This window comes from Streptomyces graminofaciens, from assembly GCF_030294945.1.
In the GTDB taxonomy this organism is placed as follows: Bacteria; Actinomycetota; Actinomycetes; order Streptomycetales; family Streptomycetaceae; genus Streptomyces; species Streptomyces graminofaciens.
This window is the reverse complement of sequence record NZ_AP018448.1, coordinates 5,463,346-5,479,959: the sequence shown is the minus strand read 5'-3', so window position 1 is coordinate 5,479,959 and position 16,614 is coordinate 5,463,346. Positions and strand designations below refer to the sequence as shown.

The window sequence follows — 16,614 nt, the reverse complement described above, 5'->3', positions numbered from 1 at the left end:
AGCGCTTTCTCGATTTTTTCCAACGGTTGTCAGAAGGGGAGGAAGAAGTCCGGTGCCCGGCGGGACCACGAGGAGGCCTCGCGGTCTGGTCACTTGGCGGAGCTGCCCCTATCGTTCGGCGCGTGCGGGATCATCCGGTCGTCCCCCGCGTCGTCGACCACGGCACCCGGCGCCGCCGTGCCGCATACCGCCGTGCCCTCTGGACCGCCGCCGAACTCGCCGTCACCGTCGGCCTTGTCCTGCTGCTCCTCGTCGTCCACCAGCTGTGGTGGACCAACCGGCAGGCCAAGGAGACCGCCCAACGGCAGGTGGAGGCGCTGGAGAAGGAGTGGGCGAACACTCCGGACGCCCCCGACCCGGCCACGGCCTTACCCGCGCCGGGCGCCGCGGACACGGACGGCGACCCGGGCGGCGGCCCCGACCCCCGGCGCCCACTCGCGGCACCCGACCGGTCGACCTCGCCCCACAGCCCCCAGGCCTACGCCGTCCTCACGATCCCCCGCCTCCACCTCCGCGTACCCGTCGCCGAGGGGGTCGGCAGGACGGACGTCCTCGACAAGGGGTACGTCGGCCACTACCCGCGCACCGCGCAGCCCGGCCGACCCGGGAACTTCGCCCTCGCCGGGCACCGCAACACCCACGGCGAGCCCTTCCGGTACCTCAACCGGCTCCGGCACGGCGACGAGGTCCGCGTCGAGACCCGTACCGCCGTCTACACCTACGTCGTCGACCGCACGCTCCCGCAGACCTCGCCGGGCGACGGGGGCGTCCTGCGGGCCGTACCGCGCAGCGCCGCGCGACCGTCGTACGGGTACGACGAGCCCGGCCACTACCTCACGCTCACCACCTGCACACCCGAGTACACCTCCACATACCGCCTCGTGGTCTGGGGGAAGCTGCGCTCGGTACGGCTCAGGTGAGAGCATGTGTGCGAATGCCGCGTACCGGCGAGGGCAAGAAGGGGGGGTCGTGATCCAGAGTCTCCGGAACCGGGCCGTGCTGCGCCCCGCCGCCGTGCTCCTGATCCTCCTCTTCGAGGTCGCAGTCCTCGACGTCGGCTCCCTCTCCGCCGCCGCTGTCGCCTTCGCCGCGACCGCCGCGGCCGGTTCCGCGTTCACCGCCTGCGCGCTCATCGCCTCGCGCTGCGCACCCGCCGTACCGCGCACCCACGTCCGTACGGCGATCCGTGACCGCGAGCGCCGTACGGCGTTCCTGCGCCAACGCGACCCCGACGCCCGCGGCCGTACGCGACCCCGGGCTCCCGGCCGTGCCCTCCTGACGGCCACCGCGTAGGGCACGCCTCAACCTTGACGTCCCCGCGTGGGCCGTCGCGCCGAGCAACACGAGTCATGACTCCCCGGCACGACGAGACCCCCGGAGGGCTCACGCATGTCCGTTTTCGCCGACCTGGTCCAGCACCTGGCCGACCTGCTCCACCCGCTGTTCGGCGCCGCCGCGGCCGCCGCCGCGATCGTCCTGTTCACCGCGTTCGTACGACTCCTCGTGCACCCCTTGTCCCGGGCGGCGGCCCGGGGGCAGAAGGCCCGTACGGCGTTGCAGCCGAAGGTCGCCGAGCTGCGCAAGAAGCACCAGAAGGAGCCCGAGAAGCTCCAGAAGGCCGTACTGGCACTGCACGCCGAGGAGAAGGTCTCGCCGCTGTCCGGCTGTCTGCCCAGCCTGTTCCAGATGCCCGCCTTCTTCCTCCTCTACCACCTCTTCTCCAACACGACGATCGGCGGCCAGGCGAACGAACTGCTCGGCCACGAGCTGTTCTCCGCGCCGCTCGGCGGGCGGTGGGCCGACGCGCTCGGCGACGGCGGGGTCTTCGGGGGCGCGGGGCTCGTATACGTCGCGCTGTTCGTCGTGGTCGCCGTCGTGGCCTCCTTCAACTTCTGGCGTACGAAGCGGATGATGGCCGCCGCGAACCCGGCGGCGCAGCTCGCCGTGGCGGGAGCCGAGGGCCAGCAGGTGCCCGGGCTCGGGGCGATGACCAAGGTCATGCCGTTCATGTCCTTCTTCACGCTCTTCACCGTGGCCGTGGTGCCGCTGGCCGCCGCGCTCTACGTGGTGACCAGCACGACGTGGAGCGCGGTGGAGCGGGCGGCTCTCTACCGCTGAGCCGGCGCACGCGGAGGCCTCCGGTCCACTCCGTGAACCGGCTCTTGCGGAGTGGACGGGGACCTTGGAGGATCGGCCAGTCATCCGATGGCTGCACCCGTCGGTCGACGATTTGCGATCGATTGAGGGGATTGTGGCCAATGAAGCTGATGCGAGTCGGTACGGCGGGATCGGAGCGGCCGGCGCTGCTGGACGCCGACGGCGTCCTGCGGGATCTGTCGGGGCTCGTGCCGGACATCGACGGCACGCTGCTCGCGGACGAGGCGGCGCTCGGGCGGATCAGGTCGGCGGCCGAGACCGGTGACCTGCCGGTCCTGGACGCGACGGGGCTGCGCATCGGACCGCCGCTGGCCCGTATCGGGAAGATCGTCTGCATCGGGCTCAACTACCACGACCACGCCCGCGAGACCGGGGCCGAGCCGCCCGCCGAGCCGGTGATCTTCTTCAAGGCGGCGGACACGGTGGTCGGGCCGTACGACACGGTGCTCGTGCCGCGCGGGTCGGTGAAGACCGACTGGGAGGTCGAGCTGGCGGTCGTCATCGGGAGCACGGCGCGCTATGTCGAGTCCGCGGAGCAGGCGCTCGCGCATGTCGCCGGGTACGCGGTGGCGCACGACGTGTCCGAGCGGGCCTTCCAGCTCGAGCGGGGCGGAACGTGGGACAAGGGGAAGAACTGCGAGACGTTCAACCCGCTCGGACCGTGGCTGGTGACGGCGGACGAGGTCCCCGACCCGCAGGAGCTGTCGCTGAGGCTGTGGGTCAACGGTGAGCTGAAGCAGGACGGGACGACCGCCGAGCAGATCTTTCCCGTGGGGGAGGTCGTGCGGTACGTCAGCCAGTTCATGACCCTGTACCCCGGGGACGTCATCAATACGGGGACGCCCGCGGGGGTGGCCATGGGGGAGCCCGAGCCGAAGCCGTATCTGCGGGCCGGGGATGTGGTGGAGCTGGAGATCTCGGGGCTGGGGCGTCAGCGGCAGGAGTTCAAGAACGCGTAGGCGCTCCGCTGGAGGTGGGGGCGTGAGGGGGTGGGGTGCCTGAGGGGTGGGGGGCGTGGGTTGTGTGGCGGCTGCGGGTTTGTGGTGGCTTGTCGCGCAGTTCCCCGCGCCCCTTGGGAGCCCCGCGCCCCTTAAGGGGCGCCCCCGGGTTTACGAGTCCCGGAAACGCTCCAGCGCCTCCACCACCATCATGTGGTCCTCCAGCTGCGGCAGGCCCGACACCGTCACCGTGCCGATGACCCCGGCGCCCTCGACCGTGATCGGGAACGATCCGCCGTGGGCCGCGTAGCGGTCGAGGTCCAGGCGGGAGGAGGCCTCGAAGGTGGTGTCCTTGGCGCGGTAGCGGGCGCCCACCAGGTACGAGGAGTTGCCGTAGCGCTCCACGACCCGGCGTTTGCGGTCGATCCACGCGTCGTTGTCCGGGGTCGAGCCGGGCAGCGCCGCGTGGAAGAGCTGCTGGCCGCCGCGGCGGATGTCGATGGCGACGGGGGCCTGCCGCTGTCGGGCCAGCTCGACGAGCAGGGAACCCAGCGTCCACGCGTCGTCGTGCGTGAAGCGGGTGAGCGTCAACCGCTGTTCCTGGGCTTCCAGTTCGGCTATGGAGGGGTCGGGGTCCGGTCGCGTGGCGTCGCTCATGACAGCTTCACCGCCACGCCCTCGCGGGCCGAGCGGCGGGCCGCCTCCAGTACGTCCAGCGCCGCCGCCGCCTCGTACGCCGTCACCGGGTTCTCGCCCGTGCCGCGCAGGGCCGCGGCCACCGCCGAGTAGTACGCGGGGTAATCGCCGGCGAGGGTGCGTACGGGGCGGCCGCCGCCGGTCAGCGGGGACTCGCCGGAGCCGACGCGGCCCCAGAGGTGCTCGGGCTCCACACCCCAGGGTGCCCCCGGGGCCGGGCGGTCGCCCTCACGCAGGGCCGCCTCCTGCGGGTCCAGGCCGTACTTCACGTAACCCGCCTCGGAGCCCAGCACCCGCAGGCGCGGGCCGAGCTGGGGCGTGACGGCGGAGGCGTACAGGTGGGTCCGGACGCCGTTCGCGTGCGTGAGCGCGATGAACGTGTCGTCGTCCGCCTCGGCTCCCGGGCGGCGGGTGTCCGACTCGGCGTACACCTGGGTCACCGGGCCGAACAGGACGAGGGCCTGGTCGACGACATGGCTGCCCAGGTCGTAGAGCAGACCTCCGATCTCTGCGGGGTCGCCGGACTCGCGCCAGCCGCCCTTGGTCTGTGGGCGCCAGCGTTCGAAACGGGACTCGAAGCGCCGGATCTCGCCCAGTTCGCCCTCGGCGAGCAGCCGGCGCAGGGTCAGGAAGTCGTTGTCCCAGCGGCGGTTCTGGAAGACGGAGAGGAACAGGCCGCGCTCGTCGGCCAGGGCGGCCAGCTCGCGCGCCTCGGCGGCCGTACCGGCGACCGGCTTGTCCACCACGACCGCGAGGCCGGCTTCGAGGGCGGCCGTCGCGATCGGTACGTGCGTCTTGTTCGGCGAGGCGACGACGACCAGGTCCAGCTCGTCCGCCCGGTCCCACAACTCGTCCGTCGCTGTCGCGAGTCGGACCGACGCGAACTCGGCGGCGGCCTGCTCCCGTCGCTCGGGGTTCGCCGTGACGACCGTGTCCAGGGCCAGGCCCTCGGTCGCGGAGATCAGCGGGGCGTGGAAGACGGAGCCCGCGAGGCCGTATCCGACCAGGGCCACGCGTAGCGGAGCGCCGGGGGACGATCCGGGAAGGGAGGCTGTGCCAGTCATGCAGGCCACTTAAGCAACGCTGTTGCGAAAGTGCAAGCGCGAGGGACAATGGGGGTGTGAACGGCAACAGTGGTGGCATGGCGGGAACGCACAGCGGGGCGCACGGGCCGAGCGGCGGTGCGGGCGGTGGGGTGAGCGGCGCCGGTGGCGTCAATCTCCTCGCGCTGCGCAGCCACAACGGCGCGGTCGTGCTCGACCTGCTGCGCGGCGCCGGGCCGCACGGCATCAGCCGCCTCGAAGTGGCCGAGCGCATGGGGCTGACCCCGCAGGCCGTCAGCAAGATCACCGCGCGGCTCCGGGCCGACGGCCTCGTCACGGAGGCGGGCCGCCGCGCCTCGACCGGCGGCAAGCCGCCCACCGTGCTGCGCCTGGTCCCGGAGGCCGGATACGCGGTCGGCCTCCACCTGGACCGCGACAAGCTGACGGCCGTCCTGTGCGACCTGACGGGCACGGTCGTCGCCGAGCGGAACGCCCCGCTGAGCCTGGGCGCCGGGGCCGACGCCGTGATCGAGGGCGCGGCCGGCGAGGTGGAGGCGCTGCTGGCACAGGCCCGCGAGGAGCTCGGCGCCGCCGACCCCGAGCCGCCGCCGATGGAGCCCTCCTCCCCGCCCCTGCTTTCGTCGCTGCTTCCGCCCTTCGCCGTCCTCGGCGTCGGCGTGGCGCTCCCCGGCCCCCTCGACCATCTGCACGGGGTACTGCACCGGGTCACCGGGTTCCCGGAGTGGGAGGGGTATCCGCTGCGGGCGGCGCTCGCACGGCGGCTGGGCATGCCCGTGGTCGTCGACAAGGACACCAACGCGGCCGCGCTCGGCCTGGCGGCGGTCGCCGGGCCGCTGGGCGCGGGATCCTTCGCGTACCTGCACCTCGGTACGGGCCTGGGCGCCGGCCTGGTGATCGACGGGAACGTACGCCGAGGGGCCCGCACCCGGGCCGGTGAGCTGGGCCACCAGGTCATCCAGCTCGACGGGCCGCTGTGCGCGTGCGGCAGCCGGGGGTGCATCGAGGCGCTCTGCCTGGCGGCGGTGGCGCGCGGCGACATGGACGAGGCGGCGCGGGTGCTCGGCACGGGCGCGGCGAACCTCGTGGGGCTCCTCGACATCGAGCTCGTCCTGCTCGGCGGTCGTACGGTCGAGGCGCATCCCGATGTGTTCGTGCGGGGGGTGGGTCTTGTTCTCGATGAGTGGGCTCGGCGGCAGGGGGCGGATCCGGCGGTGCCCGTACGGGTTGCCTCCGGCGGTTCTTCGGGGGTTGCGGAGGGGGCGGCTCAGTTGATGTTGGCGCCGTTGTTCGGGCGGGCGGAGTAGCGGAGTAGGGGATCGCGGGTTCGCCATGTGGTGGTGGGGGTGGTGAGGGATGGGCGTTGGGGGGTGGGGGGTGCGGCTGACGAGCCCTCTACTCCGCTGATCGAGCGGTCTCCGGCGTTCTCAGAGCGTGGCGGAGCCCGTCGCGGCGGTCGGCTGGCAGGGTCATGTGTTTATGCGACTGTGTACATTTCTCACCCTTGTCCTCCCCTCCGCAGCCGCCCTCTCCGGCGGCCCGACGGCGGCCGCCCTCCCCGTCGGCTGTGGTGGCTCCGCCGGGCCTGACTTCCCGATCCAGACGCGTATCCACGGCGGGCCGGCCACCTACGACGCCGGCGGTGGTTACCGGAACTGGTCGCTGGACCTGACCAACACCACCCGCCGGAGCTGCGGGAACATCCACCCGGTCGTCGTCCTGGTCGACGACAAGCGGGCCCTGGAGCCGGGCCAGCCGAAGCTGGAGTTCTACGACGGCCGCGAGAACGCCCCCTATCCCGTCACCTTCGAACGCACCGACGCCGACGAACTCGTGGGGGTCTTCGGCGGCCCCGGCCTCACCGTGCCGCCCGGCCGCACCCTCACCGTCCGGGTCCGCCTCTCCCTCACCTCCGACGCGCTCGCGCCGAACGACGTGGTGGCGAACGCGGCCGTCGTCGAGCGGCGGGGCGACGACGGCGAGTGGGTGGGGGAGTCCAACGACTACCGCTTCCGGATCGTCGACAGCGACAGCGACAGCGGCAGCGACGGAGACGGAGACGGAGACGAAGACAGCGGCAGAGACAGCGGCAGAGACAGCGGCAGCGGCAGCGGCAGAGATGGAGACAGCCACAGCCACAGCGATGACGGCGGCGGTGGCAGCCGTCTGGAGGGCGGCACCGGCGGCGAGACCGGCCGTGGCGGTACCGACGGCTTACCGCAACGGGCCACCCCCTACGCCGACGAACTGGCCCGGACCGGCCGCCGGCACCAGGCGACGGCGCGGTACGCGGCCACGGCCGGGCTGTCCCTCCTCGCCATGGGAGGGCTGCTGCTGGCAATCCGCCGGCCGGCGGCCCGACGCCTGCGCGGTACCCACCGCTGACCTGGGCGGGAACGGGCCGGGCCGCCGGTCTCAGGGGCCAAGATCGGCCTCCTCATTTCGGCCAGGGCTCACTAGGGTTGGTGAGGCACCCCGGACGTACGGCAGGAGATCGCACATGGCAGAGCGCAAGCCCATCGAGTCGTGGCTCACCGACATGGACGGGGTGCTCATCCACGAGGGCGTGCCGATCCCCGGTGCCGACGCCTTCATCAAGAAGCTGAGGGAGTCCGGCCGCCCCTTCCTGGTGCTCACCAACAACTCCATATACACAGCGCGTGACCTGCACGCCCGCCTCTCCCGGATGGGCCTGGACGTGCCGGTCGAGAACATCTGGACCTCCGCGCTCGCCACCGCCCAGTTCCTCGACGACCAGCGGCCCGGCGGCTCGGCGTACGTCATCGGCGAGGCGGGCCTCACCACCGCCCTGCACGACATCGGGTACATCCTGACCGACCACGACCCCGACTACGTGGTCCTCGGCGAGACCCGCACGTACTCCTTCGAGGCCATGACCAAGGCGGTACGGCTGATCGAGGGCGGCGCCCGTTTCATCGCCACCAACCCCGACGAGACCGGCCCCTCCACCGAGGGCCCGCTGCCCGCGACCGGAGCCGTGGCCGCGCTGATCACCAAGGCGACCGGCCAGAAGCCGTACTTCGCGGGCAAGCCGAACCCGCTGATGATGCGCACCGGCCTGAACGCCATCGGCGCCCACTCCGAGACCAGCGCGATGATCGGCGACCGCATGGACACCGACGTCCTCGCCGGCATCGAGGCGGGCATGCAGACCTACCTCGTCCTCACCGGCCTCACGACCCCCGAGCAGGTCGAGAAGTTCCCGTACCGCCCGTCGAAGATCGTCGACTCGATCGCGGACCTGGTCGACCGCATCTGAGAGCGGTGACGAGCCCGGCCGCTAAACCCTCCGGCACCCGTACGGAGCAGCCACCCCCCTCTCCGGGATGCGGTACGGCCCCCACAGGGGCAGGCTCCAGGTATCTGGAGGTTTCACCATGCGCTCACTGAAACTCACACTCTGTACCGGCGCGGTGGTCGTGACCGCGCTGACCCCCACGGCGTACGCGGCCGGTAACGGCGGCATCTCCGTGGCGCCGGCCGAGGCGCGGCCGGGCGGCGACATCGAGGTGCGGGCCAAGGGGTGCGAGGGCAGAACGGGCACCGCCACCTCGGAGGCGTTCGTCGCCGACGCCCAGCTCACCGGGAAGGGCGGCGGCACGCTCCAGGGCGAGACCCGCGTACGGTCCTCCGTCGAGCCCGGCACCTACGACGTACGGGTCACCTGTGACAACGAGGAGAACAAGGTCACCGGCACCTTCGAGGTCGGCGACGGCAAGCCCTCGACCCCGCAGGCGACCCCCACCGCCCCCACGACCCCCGCCTCCCCGGTGGCCCCCGTCCACGCGGGTGGCGGCGGGGCGGCGGCGCGGCTCGCCGCGGCCGGGCGGGCCGCCGATCCGGCCGACACCCGGCACGCCGACACGGACACGGACACCACCACCGACACCGGACCCGGCGCCCGGCAAGCCGTTGTCGGCCTGGTCCTGGCGGGGGTCGCGGCGGTGGTCGTCGTGGCGCGGGGCGCGCGCCGGGGCCGCGGTACGGAGTAGCCGTGACCGACGACCTCGAGCACTCCTCGCGCGATACGGGCCATACGGGGCATGCGGGCCATGCGGGTGACACCCGTGGCACCGGGCGCCTCACCATGGGCGTGGCCTGGGCGGTCCTGCTGCTCGGGCTCTGGCTCTGGGGCCGCGAGGTGACCGACGTACGGCAGGGCATATCCGCGCCGACCACGGGTGACGTGGCGGCCGTCGGACGCCCCGCCCAGGCCGAACTGCCGCCCGCCGCACAGCCGTTGAGGGCGGCCAGACCGCAGCGGCTCGACATCCCGTCCATGGGCGTCCAGGCACCGGTGGTGGCCCGCGGCCTCGACCCCGCCGGGGCGATCGACCCGCCCTCCTTCGCGCAGCCGGGAGTCGTCGGCTGGTACGCCGCCGGTACGCGGCCGGGGGCGGCCGGGGCCGCGCTGTTCGTCGGCCACGTAGACACCGAGACCCGCCCCGCCGTCTTCTACAAGCTGAGCGCGCTGCGGATCGGCGAGAAGATCCGGGTGACCCGCGACGACGGCAAGGTCGCCGAGTTCACCGTGGACGACGTCCAGGTCATCGGCCGCGACCACTTCGACGCCGGACAGGCCTACGGCGTACGGCAGTCGGGCCGCGCCGAACTCCGCCTGGTCACCTGCGGCGGCACCTTCGACAGCACCAGCCGCACCTACACGGCGAACGTCGTGGTCTCGGCGTACCTCAGCGCCACCGGCCCCTAGGGCGTGTTTCGAAAGTCCCGTCTGCCCCGCGACGCCTGGCACGGCACCTCGCCGCGTTGTCGGGATCGTCCGCGTACACCCAGTACGCGGACGACCCTCCGCCTTGCGACGCACCGCACCAGACGCCGCGGGCCCCGCCCTCCGGGCGGACGACGCCACTTTCGAAACACGCCCTAGTAGGGCTTGGTCAGATTCGTATCGGTGTGGGTATGTCGCGATGGCAGGTGGGGCAGGCTCCGGCCCAGGTGGCGAGGAGTGTCTGCAGTTCCCGGACGATCTGGTAGAGACTCACACCTGCGCTGCGTCTTTTGGGTCTCGTGCCATCCGTTGCAGGGTGCAGAAGGCGTGGGCGGCGGAGACGAGGGTGACGTGGTGATGCCAGCCGCCCCAGGTGCGGCCCTCGAAGTGGGCCAGGCCCAGGGCCTGTTTCATCTCGCGGTAGTCGTGCTCGATGCGCCAGCGCAGCTTGGCCAGCCGCACCAGCGTGGCCAGCGGCATCCCGGAGGGCAGGTTCGACAGCCAGAACTGCACCGGTTCGCTCTCACCGGCAGGCCATTCGGCCAGCAGCCGGCGTTCTGGCAGTTCAGGATCGTCGCCGGCCTTGCAGATGCCGCGTCCGGCCGGGCGGATGCGCAGGGCGACGAACCGCGAGTACATGCGCTTGAAGCCACTTTGGCCCTTGCCCGCCCGGGAGCCTTCCCGCCAGGACACCGGCCGTGCGGCCGTCCGGCCGACTGCGATGACCAGGTCCTTCATGCTCTGCGCAGGCTCGGGGTACTGAATTTTCGGTGGCCGGCCGGTGCCCGCATAGACGGGCTGGACGGGCCGGGCGCCGGCGGGCTGGGCGGTATGGCGGGAGGAAATCCCCACCACATAGGGCAGCTTGCGCTCCTCCAGACCCAGGCGGAAGGCGGCGGCATCACCGTATCCGGCGTCCGCGACCACCAGGGGAACGTCGACGCCCCATGACCGGGCCTCGTCGATCATGTCAAGCGCCAGCTGCCACTTCTCCACATGCCCCACCTGGGCGGGAATCCCGCAGCGGCCGCGGCGGGCGATCTTGTCCGCATCGGCCTCCGGCGAGGCGGGATCCCAGGATGCCGGCAAGAACAGCCGCCAGTTGACGGCCGCGGAGGCACGGTCATTGGCCAGGTGCAGGGAGACGCCCACCTGGCATTTGGTGACCTTGCCCGCGGTGCCGGTGTACTGCCGCGACACACAAGCCGAGGCATCCCCGTCCTTCAAAAAGCCGGTGTCATCCACGATCAACGCCTCCACGCCGATCACGTCCTGCATCCTCCAGGCCAGCCGGGCCCGCACATACGCGGGATCCCACGGACTGGAGGTGATGAAGTGAGCCAGTGCCTGCCGGTTGCCGTCCTCGCCCAGACGGGCCGCCATCGGCTCCACCGACTTGCGCCGCCCGTCCAGCAGCAGCCCGCGCACATACGCCTGCCCCCACCGCCGCTGATCGGCACGGAAGAACCCGTCGAACAACCCCGCCGCGAACGCCTCCAAGTCCTCCCGGACCGAGGCCATCTCCTCAGGTGTCACACCATTCCAACGACGCTCAAAGAGCAGTGGACACGCATCCACAAGTGAAGATGACCAAGCCCTACTAGGGCCTGTCACACCCGCACCTGACCCGGCCGGCGGCCGGCTCCCCCGTAGCCGTCGGCCGGGCCGGTCCTCGACCGCGTGCGCCCGGGCCGCGGGAGTAACCCGGGCGGCGGCGCGGGAGGCAGTCGGTCGGCGTCCGGAGGCCGTCCGTTGGCGACTTTAGAACGAATGTGCCCACTGAGCCAGAGACTCCGATCGCGTGGTGACAGGTCTCGGCCAAGGCCGTGACGACCTCGTGGGCGAGGCGGGAATTATGTCAGGATTGGGGCTTACGACACGGTGCACCCAAGGGGGAGTTGGATGTACGGCGGTAGGGGGGCCGGAGTTCGGGCGTCCGTGGCGGTGGCGGGGGCGACACTGCTGCTGGCCGGCTGTTTCGGGGGAGACGGCGACGGCGAGGACGACCGGGCGTCGGGCGGGAAAATCACGCAACAGCCGGGTGGCGCGGACCCGTTCTGGGTCAATCCGGACGGCAACGCGGCGGAGCAGGTCGCGGCCTACGAGAAGGCGGGCAAGGACGAGGACGCCGAACTGATCCGCAAGATCGCCGAGCAGCCGACCGGCGAGTGGATCGGCCCGGAGAGCCCCGAGCAGGAGGCCAAGGGCTTCACCGAGGCCGCCGAGAAGGCCGACCGGGACGCGATCCTCGTCCTCTACAACATCCCGCACCGCGACTGCGACAACTACTCGGGCGGCGGCGCGGCCGACGGCAACGCCTACCGGGCCTGGATCGACGGCGTGGCCAAGGGCATCGGGGACCGCCCGGCCACGGTGATCCTCGAACCGGACGCGGTCCTGCACGTGGTGGACGGCTGCACACCGGGCGAGTTCCACGAGGAGCGGTACGACCTGCTGAAGGGTGCGATCGAGAAGCTGGGCGCCCTGAAGAACACGAAGGTCTACCTCGACGCGGGAAACGCCGGCTGGAGCCACCCCGAGAAGATCTTCGACCCGCTGAAGTGGGCGGGCGTCGAACAGGCCGACGGCTTCGCGGTCAACACCTCGAACTTCTACACCACCGACGACTCGATCGCGTACGGCAGGCAACTCTCGTCCAAGGTCGGCGACAAACCCTTCGTCATCGACACCAGCCGCAACGGCAACGGCCCGTGGACCGAGGGCGCCAAGGACGAACAGTGGTGCAACCCGCCCGGCCGCGCCCTGGGCGAAACCCCCACGACGAAGACCGCCGACCCCTTGGTGGACGCCTATCTCTGGGTCAAGCGCCCGGGAGAGTCGGACGGCGAATGCAAGGGGGGCCCGAAGGCGGGCGAGTGGTGGCCCAAGTACGCCCTGGACCTGGCGAAGGCGTCCAAGTAGCACAAGAACATGCCGCGCCCCTTGTCACCAAGGGGCGCGGCCTGCTTTCAGGGGCGCGGGGAACCGCGCGGGGAACAGTGCGAGCAACCACAACGAACCCCGCAGCCGAAAACGCACCCCGAAGGCGGAGCGTGGAGCGCTAAGGCACCTCCACCCACTGAGCCTTGCTCGGCGTCCCCTGATCATCGGTCACGAACAACATGTACCAACCGGACTGCACCAGATTCCGATTCTTCGGCACAGTCACCGTGATCCTGTCCCCGGACACCTTGAAGTCCACCTCGATCGACTTCTGATCGACATCCGTCACATGCGTCGACGCACTCGGCCGAATGAGCCGAGCCGACTTGACGGAAGCCCCGTGCTTCGTGGAGAACGTCGCCGTCCCGCCCCGCTTCACCGTCTTCGGCCCGCCCGACAACGACGGCCGCGCGTCCTGATACAGATACGGCGGCGTATAGATCTCGATCCGCTGCTCGAACTCTCCCGGCTTGGTGTTGCCCTTGTCGGCGTACAACGAGTCCGACCCGAAGAACACCACCCGCCCGTCGGGCAACAACAGCGACCCCGAATGGTAGTTGCGGCCCACGAGCGGATCGGCGACCCTCCGCATCTCTCCGGTCTTCGCGTCGTACAACCGCGCCTGAAGGATGTTGGAGTCGCCGCGCCCGCGATAGTCCTCGGAGCCCCCGGAGATCAGAACGGTGTCGTCCGGAAGAATCGAGGCCTGCGGATAACGCGTCCCCTTCTCCAGTTCCGGCCCGTCCACGAAGCGCGGACTGTCCTCCAGCAGATCGATCAGCCGGGTCTTCCTGCTCGACCTCGCCGACTCACCGACCCCGCCCCCACCGACGACCATGTACTTCTCGTCCTGCGCCGGCGGCAGCAGCACGGTCCCCGCGGTCTCCAGCAGCGTGCTGTCGCTCATCCCCGGGACCTTGGTGAACTTGTTCGTCTTCAGGTCCCAGACGCCGGGGTCCCGGCCGACGTCGTCCGGCCCGTACCCGGCGTTCGCGCCCGAGTAGAACAGCTTGCCGTTCTGCATCAGGGAGATCGCCGGATAGGTCGGGAACTGCCTGACCTCCTTGGTGTACGTCCACTTCCTGGTCTCGGGGTCGTAGACCTCGTTCTTGCCCGGGACCAGCTGCCCGATGTCGTCGAGCCCGGAGAGACTGAGAACCGAGCCGTCGGTGAGCGTCGTCAGCGTCGGATACCAGCGCGCCTCGTTCATCGGGTCGACCTTGATGTACTTCTCGGCGACCGGGTCGAATTCGTAGGCGTCCTTGATGCCCTGGAAGTCCTTCTTGTCGAGGGCGAGCTTCTGCGCGATGCCGTATGTGTTCCGCGCGTCCTTGCCGGTCAGTCCGACGATCCGGTAGTTGTCCTCCGTGCCCGTCTCGTACTTCGTGCCGCGCTTCTCGGCCTCGACATAGGCACGCTCGACGCTCGCCTTGGTCTTCAGGAAATCCCCGTCCGCGTCGAGCAGCTTCTTCGCCGGCTTGACCGTGACCGAGTCCTTCAGGACGAATGTCTTGCCGTTCTTCTTCCCGACGAATTCCGTGCCCGCCCTGAGCCTCATCTCCTTGTCGGGGTTCTCGTTGTGGATGATCATCAGGCCGCCGGCCTTGGTGACATCGCCCTTCAGTTTCTCGTAGCGCCTGGTGCCGCCGGCGATCAGCAGATTGCCGTTGGGCAGTTGGGTGTGCCCGGTGCAGAACAGGTCGCTCGGCGTGGGCACCTTCTTGATGGTCTGCTCGACCGGGTCCCAGATCCGGGTGTCGAACTTCTTGGCGTCGAAGTTGTCCTGGTCGTTGCCGGAACCGGCGATCAACAGAATCTTCCCGGTGTGCAGCAGCGCCGCGTGGATCGTGTTCTGCCGGTACTCCTCCGGGAACTCCACGACCTGCCAGTGCCCGTTCTCCGCCTTGTACTCGGGTCTGTTGATCTTGTACTCGTGGTACTTCTCGGTGCCGACGCGATACAGCCACGGCCCGTTCATCCCGGCCAGCGCGAGGACCACCGCCGAGCCGATCGCGAGCCGACGGGCGCGGCGGTGGCCTGCACGGTCCTTCATTCCTTACGTCCCCCAAGTCCACCCAGGGCGATCTGCATGGTCTGGTCGCTACCCCCGCCGCCCGAGCCGGACGCCGCCCAACTCGGCTTGTGCTGGGGAGCGTGGGGCGCGTGTGGGGCGTGCGGCGTTTGATACGGCGCGTGGGGCGCGAAGGGGGCGGGGGCGGACTCCGGGGGAGCCACCATCGACCCTTGCAGTTCGGCCGCGGCGGCGGCCTTCTTCTCGTCCTGCCGCAGCATGTAGCGCCAGGCGATGATGGGCGTCGCGGTGATCAGCATGGCGAACGTGGCCCAGGTGATCATCGCGGGGTGCGAGTGCCCGTAGACGAAACCGGCGGTCATCGAGCCGCCGAAGATCGCGATGAAGTACCAGTGGTACCGGAAGGTGCCGAACCACCTGTCGGGGCTCGCCGAGTCTCCCTTGGGCGTGACCACGAACTTGCTCTTGCGGCGCAGCGCGGAGTCGACCAGCGCCTTGGCGTAGAGCGGCGCGGACAGTGCGGACATCACCATGCCGGCCACACCGCCGGAGCCCTCCGGCTCGTGCGGCGAGACGTTGTGCCTGCGGTTCCAGACGTACAGGCCTATCTGGAGTGCCGACGCGTTGCCGTAGAGCATCAGCCACACGGTCGGATCGATGTTCACACCCGATGCGCCCAGGCCCAGGAACAGCGCACAGCTCAGCGCCGCGAGGATCCAGTTGAGGGCGGACATCGGGTAGAAGATGATCATCATCGTGTAGTTGAAGAGCTTGGTCGGCGGCAGCGAGTACCAGCCCTTCCAGTACTGCTTGAGGATCGTCTCGTACGTACCGCGCGACCAGCGCATCTGCTGGGTGAAGAAGTCGGTCCAGGCGCTGGGCCCCTCGCCCACCGCGAGCACGTCCGGCGTGTACACCGAGCGCCACTTCCGGCCCGTCGCCGGGTTCTTGTGGCGGTGGATCTCGAAGCCGGTCGCCATGTCCTCGGTGATCGAGTCGTACAGCCCGCCGATCTGCTTGAGCGCCTTGATCCGTACGGCGTTGGAGGTGCCGACGAACATGGGGGCGCCGTAGCGGTTGCCCGCCCGCTGGATCAGCGCGTGGAACAGGAACTGCTGGGACTCGGCGGCCTTGGTGACGAAGTTGTCGTAGTTGCCGTACACCTGCGGGCCGATCACGAACCCGATGTCCGGGTCCCGGAAGAAGCCGAGCATCCGCTCCAGGTAGTTCGGCAGCGGTACGTGGTCGGTGTCCACGGAGGCGAAGAAGTCGTAGTCGTCGCCGTGGGCGTCCAGCCAGGCGTTGTAGTTGCCGTGCTTGGTCTTGGCGCGGTGCGGTCCCTTGGGTCGGTTCCACTTCTCGATGCCCTTGCGGGAGAAGTGGTGCACGCCCAGGCGCGCGCAGACCGCCTTCACATCCGGGTCGTCGCCCTCGTCCAGCAGCCAGACGTGCAGAAGCCCGCGGTGGCGGAGCCTTACCGCGGCCTCCAGTGTCTTCGTCACCATCTCCAGCGGCTCCTTGCCGGGCACGAAGGAGGTGAGGAAGGCGACTCTGGTGCCGGTCTCGGGGACCACCGGGACGGGATCGCGGGCGACGAGGGTCGCGTGCGCGTTCGACAGCACGTTCATGCAGCGGAAGAACTCGATCAGGCCGATCGAGACGAGCATGACGAGGTCGAGGGCCGGCAGGTAGTCGTTGGTGAGGTATTCGCGTTTGGTCCAGTGCTCGGGCTGGAGCAGCCAGGCCAGCAGGACCAGGGAGAGCAGCGGCGCGGCGGCCAGCATCAGTCCGACCCGGATGCGGTGCGGTTCCTGGGAGATCAGGGATCGGTACTGCACCTTGTACGGCTTGCTCGGGTCGGGCTGGGTGAGCGGCCCCGCGAGGCGGCTGTAGTGCTCGTAGTCGTATCTCGGAAGGGTCTTCCTGATTTTCCGGAAGGCACCGGTCCGTTGCGACGGCAGCTTGAGCTGTGTCGTCTCGGACGGGTCGTGGTTGTGCCGGGCGCCCGTCGGCGTCGACGTCATGAGTCATCCCCCC

At 70.3% G+C, this 16,614-nt stretch carries 15 protein-coding genes; 10 read left to right on the top strand and 5 right to left on the bottom strand.

The window, feature by feature from the left end; genetic code table 11:
- Positions 1-122 precede the first annotated feature (122 nt).
- The 4 genes from SGFS_RS23395 (at position 123) to SGFS_RS23380 (ending at position 3,116) form a co-directional block, all read left to right on the top strand.
- The gene (locus tag SGFS_RS23395) at positions 123-920 is read left to right on the top strand and encodes a class E sortase (protein ID WP_286253074.1); all 798 of its coding nucleotides are present in this window, start codon (positions 123-125) and stop codon (positions 918-920) included.
- Positions 921-924: 4 nt separating this feature from the next.
- Entirely contained in the window at positions 925-1,293 is a 369-nt protein-coding gene (locus SGFS_RS23390) for a DUF6412 domain-containing protein (RefSeq protein WP_286253073.1), read from the top strand.
- Between the two features lie 96 nt (positions 1,294-1,389).
- On the top strand, positions 1,390-2,118 hold the full coding sequence (locus tag SGFS_RS23385; protein WP_286253071.1) for a YidC/Oxa1 family membrane protein insertase: 729 nt from the start codon (positions 1,390-1,392) through the stop codon (positions 2,116-2,118).
- Between the two features lie 140 nt (positions 2,119-2,258).
- On the top strand, positions 2,259-3,116 hold the full coding sequence (locus SGFS_RS23380) for a fumarylacetoacetate hydrolase family protein (RefSeq protein WP_286253069.1): 858 nt from the start codon (positions 2,259-2,261) through the stop codon (positions 3,114-3,116).
- Positions 3,117-3,266: 150 nt separating this feature from the next.
- Here SGFS_RS23380 and SGFS_RS23375 read toward each other — a convergent pair whose 3' ends face one another.
- Positions 3,267-3,752 carry a heme-degrading domain-containing protein gene (locus tag SGFS_RS23375; RefSeq protein ID WP_286253068.1) on the bottom strand — a complete coding sequence of 162 codons (486 nt, stop codon included), beginning with the start codon at positions 3,750-3,752 and terminating at the stop codon, positions 3,267-3,269.
- A complete protein-coding gene (locus SGFS_RS23370) occupies positions 3,749-4,855 on the bottom strand; it encodes a Gfo/Idh/MocA family protein (protein ID WP_286253064.1) in 1,107 nt (368 codons plus the stop codon). Before SGFS_RS23370 ends, SGFS_RS23375 begins: the two co-directional genes overlap by 4 nt.
- A gap of 77 nt (positions 4,856-4,932) precedes the next feature.
- Here SGFS_RS23370 and SGFS_RS23365 point away from each other — a divergent pair, with 77 nt between their 5' ends.
- The 5 genes from SGFS_RS23365 (at position 4,933) to SGFS_RS23345 (ending at position 9,584) form a co-directional block, all read left to right on the top strand.
- Positions 4,933-6,159 (top strand): ROK family transcriptional regulator, encoded by a 1,227-nt coding sequence (locus SGFS_RS23365; RefSeq protein ID WP_286253062.1) that lies wholly within the window; start codon positions 4,933-4,935, stop codon positions 6,157-6,159.
- A gap of 172 nt (positions 6,160-6,331) precedes the next feature.
- A complete protein-coding gene (locus tag SGFS_RS23360) occupies positions 6,332-7,237 on the top strand; it encodes a cell wall protein (RefSeq protein WP_434027913.1) in 906 nt (301 codons plus the stop codon).
- Positions 7,238-7,352: 115 nt separating this feature from the next.
- The gene (locus SGFS_RS23355) at positions 7,353-8,132 is read left to right on the top strand and encodes an HAD-IIA family hydrolase (protein WP_286253060.1); all 780 of its coding nucleotides are present in this window, start codon (positions 7,353-7,355) and stop codon (positions 8,130-8,132) included.
- A gap of 118 nt (positions 8,133-8,250) precedes the next feature.
- On the top strand, positions 8,251-8,865 hold the full coding sequence (locus tag SGFS_RS23350; protein ID WP_286253058.1) for a hypothetical protein: 615 nt from the start codon (positions 8,251-8,253) through the stop codon (positions 8,863-8,865).
- Positions 8,866-8,960: 95 nt separating this feature from the next.
- Positions 8,961-9,584, top strand: coding sequence for a class F sortase (locus tag SGFS_RS23345; RefSeq protein WP_286260023.1), 624 nt, complete (start codon positions 8,961-8,963; stop codon positions 9,582-9,584).
- A 288-nt stretch (positions 9,585-9,872) separates the two neighbouring features.
- Here SGFS_RS23345 and SGFS_RS23340 read toward each other — a convergent pair whose 3' ends face one another.
- On the bottom strand, positions 9,873-11,123 hold the full coding sequence (locus SGFS_RS23340) for an IS701 family transposase (RefSeq protein ID WP_286252474.1): 1,251 nt from the start codon (positions 11,121-11,123) through the stop codon (positions 9,873-9,875).
- A gap of 381 nt (positions 11,124-11,504) precedes the next feature.
- On the opposite strand from SGFS_RS23340, the gene SGFS_RS23335 reads away from it, so the two are divergent.
- Positions 11,505-12,524 (top strand): glycoside hydrolase family 6 protein, encoded by a 1,020-nt coding sequence (locus SGFS_RS23335; RefSeq protein WP_286253057.1) that lies wholly within the window; start codon positions 11,505-11,507, stop codon positions 12,522-12,524.
- 139 nt (positions 12,525-12,663) lie between these two features.
- Here the strand turns inward: SGFS_RS23335 and glxA are convergent, their stop codons facing one another.
- The gene (gene glxA, locus SGFS_RS23330) at positions 12,664-14,598 is read right to left on the bottom strand and encodes a radical copper oxidase GlxA (RefSeq protein ID WP_286253056.1); all 1,935 of its coding nucleotides are present in this window, start codon (positions 14,596-14,598) and stop codon (positions 12,664-12,666) included.
- Positions 14,595-16,601: a glycosyltransferase family 2 protein gene (locus SGFS_RS23325; protein ID WP_286253054.1), complete on the bottom strand. Its 2,007-nt coding sequence runs from the start codon at positions 16,599-16,601 to the stop codon at positions 14,595-14,597. Before SGFS_RS23325 ends, glxA begins: the two co-directional genes overlap by 4 nt.
- Positions 16,602-16,614: the final 13 nt, after the last annotated feature.

What these genes read in the sequence shown, in the direction of transcription:
- SGFS_RS23390 (WP_286253073.1), top strand. Translation starts at nt 925, where the DNA reads ATGTGTGCGAATGCCGCGTACCGGCGAGGGCAAGAAGGGGGGGTCGTG.
- SGFS_RS23385 (WP_286253071.1), top strand. Translation starts at nt 1,390, where the DNA reads ATGTCCGTTTTCGCCGACCTGGTCCAGCACCTGGCCGACCTGCTCCAC.
- SGFS_RS23380 (WP_286253069.1), top strand. Translation starts at nt 2,259, where the DNA reads ATGAAGCTGATGCGAGTCGGTACGGCGGGATCGGAGCGGCCGGCGCTG.
- SGFS_RS23375 (WP_286253068.1), bottom strand. Translation starts at nt 3,752, where the DNA reads ATGAGCGACGCCACGCGACCGGACCCCGACCCCTCCATAGCCGAACTG.
- SGFS_RS23370 (WP_286253064.1), bottom strand. Translation starts at nt 4,855, where the DNA reads ATGACTGGCACAGCCTCCCTTCCCGGATCGTCCCCCGGCGCTCCGCTA.
- SGFS_RS23365 (WP_286253062.1), top strand. Translation starts at nt 4,933, where the DNA reads ATGGCGGGAACGCACAGCGGGGCGCACGGGCCGAGCGGCGGTGCGGGC.
- SGFS_RS23360 (WP_434027913.1), top strand. Translation starts at nt 6,332, where the DNA reads ATGCGACTGTGTACATTTCTCACCCTTGTCCTCCCCTCCGCAGCCGCC.
- SGFS_RS23355 (WP_286253060.1), top strand. Translation starts at nt 7,353, where the DNA reads ATGGCAGAGCGCAAGCCCATCGAGTCGTGGCTCACCGACATGGACGGG.
- SGFS_RS23350 (WP_286253058.1), top strand. Translation starts at nt 8,251, where the DNA reads ATGCGCTCACTGAAACTCACACTCTGTACCGGCGCGGTGGTCGTGACC.
- SGFS_RS23345 (WP_286260023.1), top strand. Translation starts at nt 8,961, where the DNA reads ATGGGCGTGGCCTGGGCGGTCCTGCTGCTCGGGCTCTGGCTCTGGGGC.
- SGFS_RS23340 (WP_286252474.1), bottom strand. Translation starts at nt 11,123, where the DNA reads ATGGCCTCGGTCCGGGAGGACTTGGAGGCGTTCGCGGCGGGGTTGTTC.
- SGFS_RS23335 (WP_286253057.1), top strand. Translation starts at nt 11,505, where the DNA reads ATGTACGGCGGTAGGGGGGCCGGAGTTCGGGCGTCCGTGGCGGTGGCG.
- glxA (WP_286253056.1), bottom strand. Translation starts at nt 14,598, where the DNA reads ATGAAGGACCGTGCAGGCCACCGCCGCGCCCGTCGGCTCGCGATCGGC.
- SGFS_RS23325 (WP_286253054.1), bottom strand. Translation starts at nt 16,601, where the DNA reads ATGACGTCGACGCCGACGGGCGCCCGGCACAACCACGACCCGTCCGAG.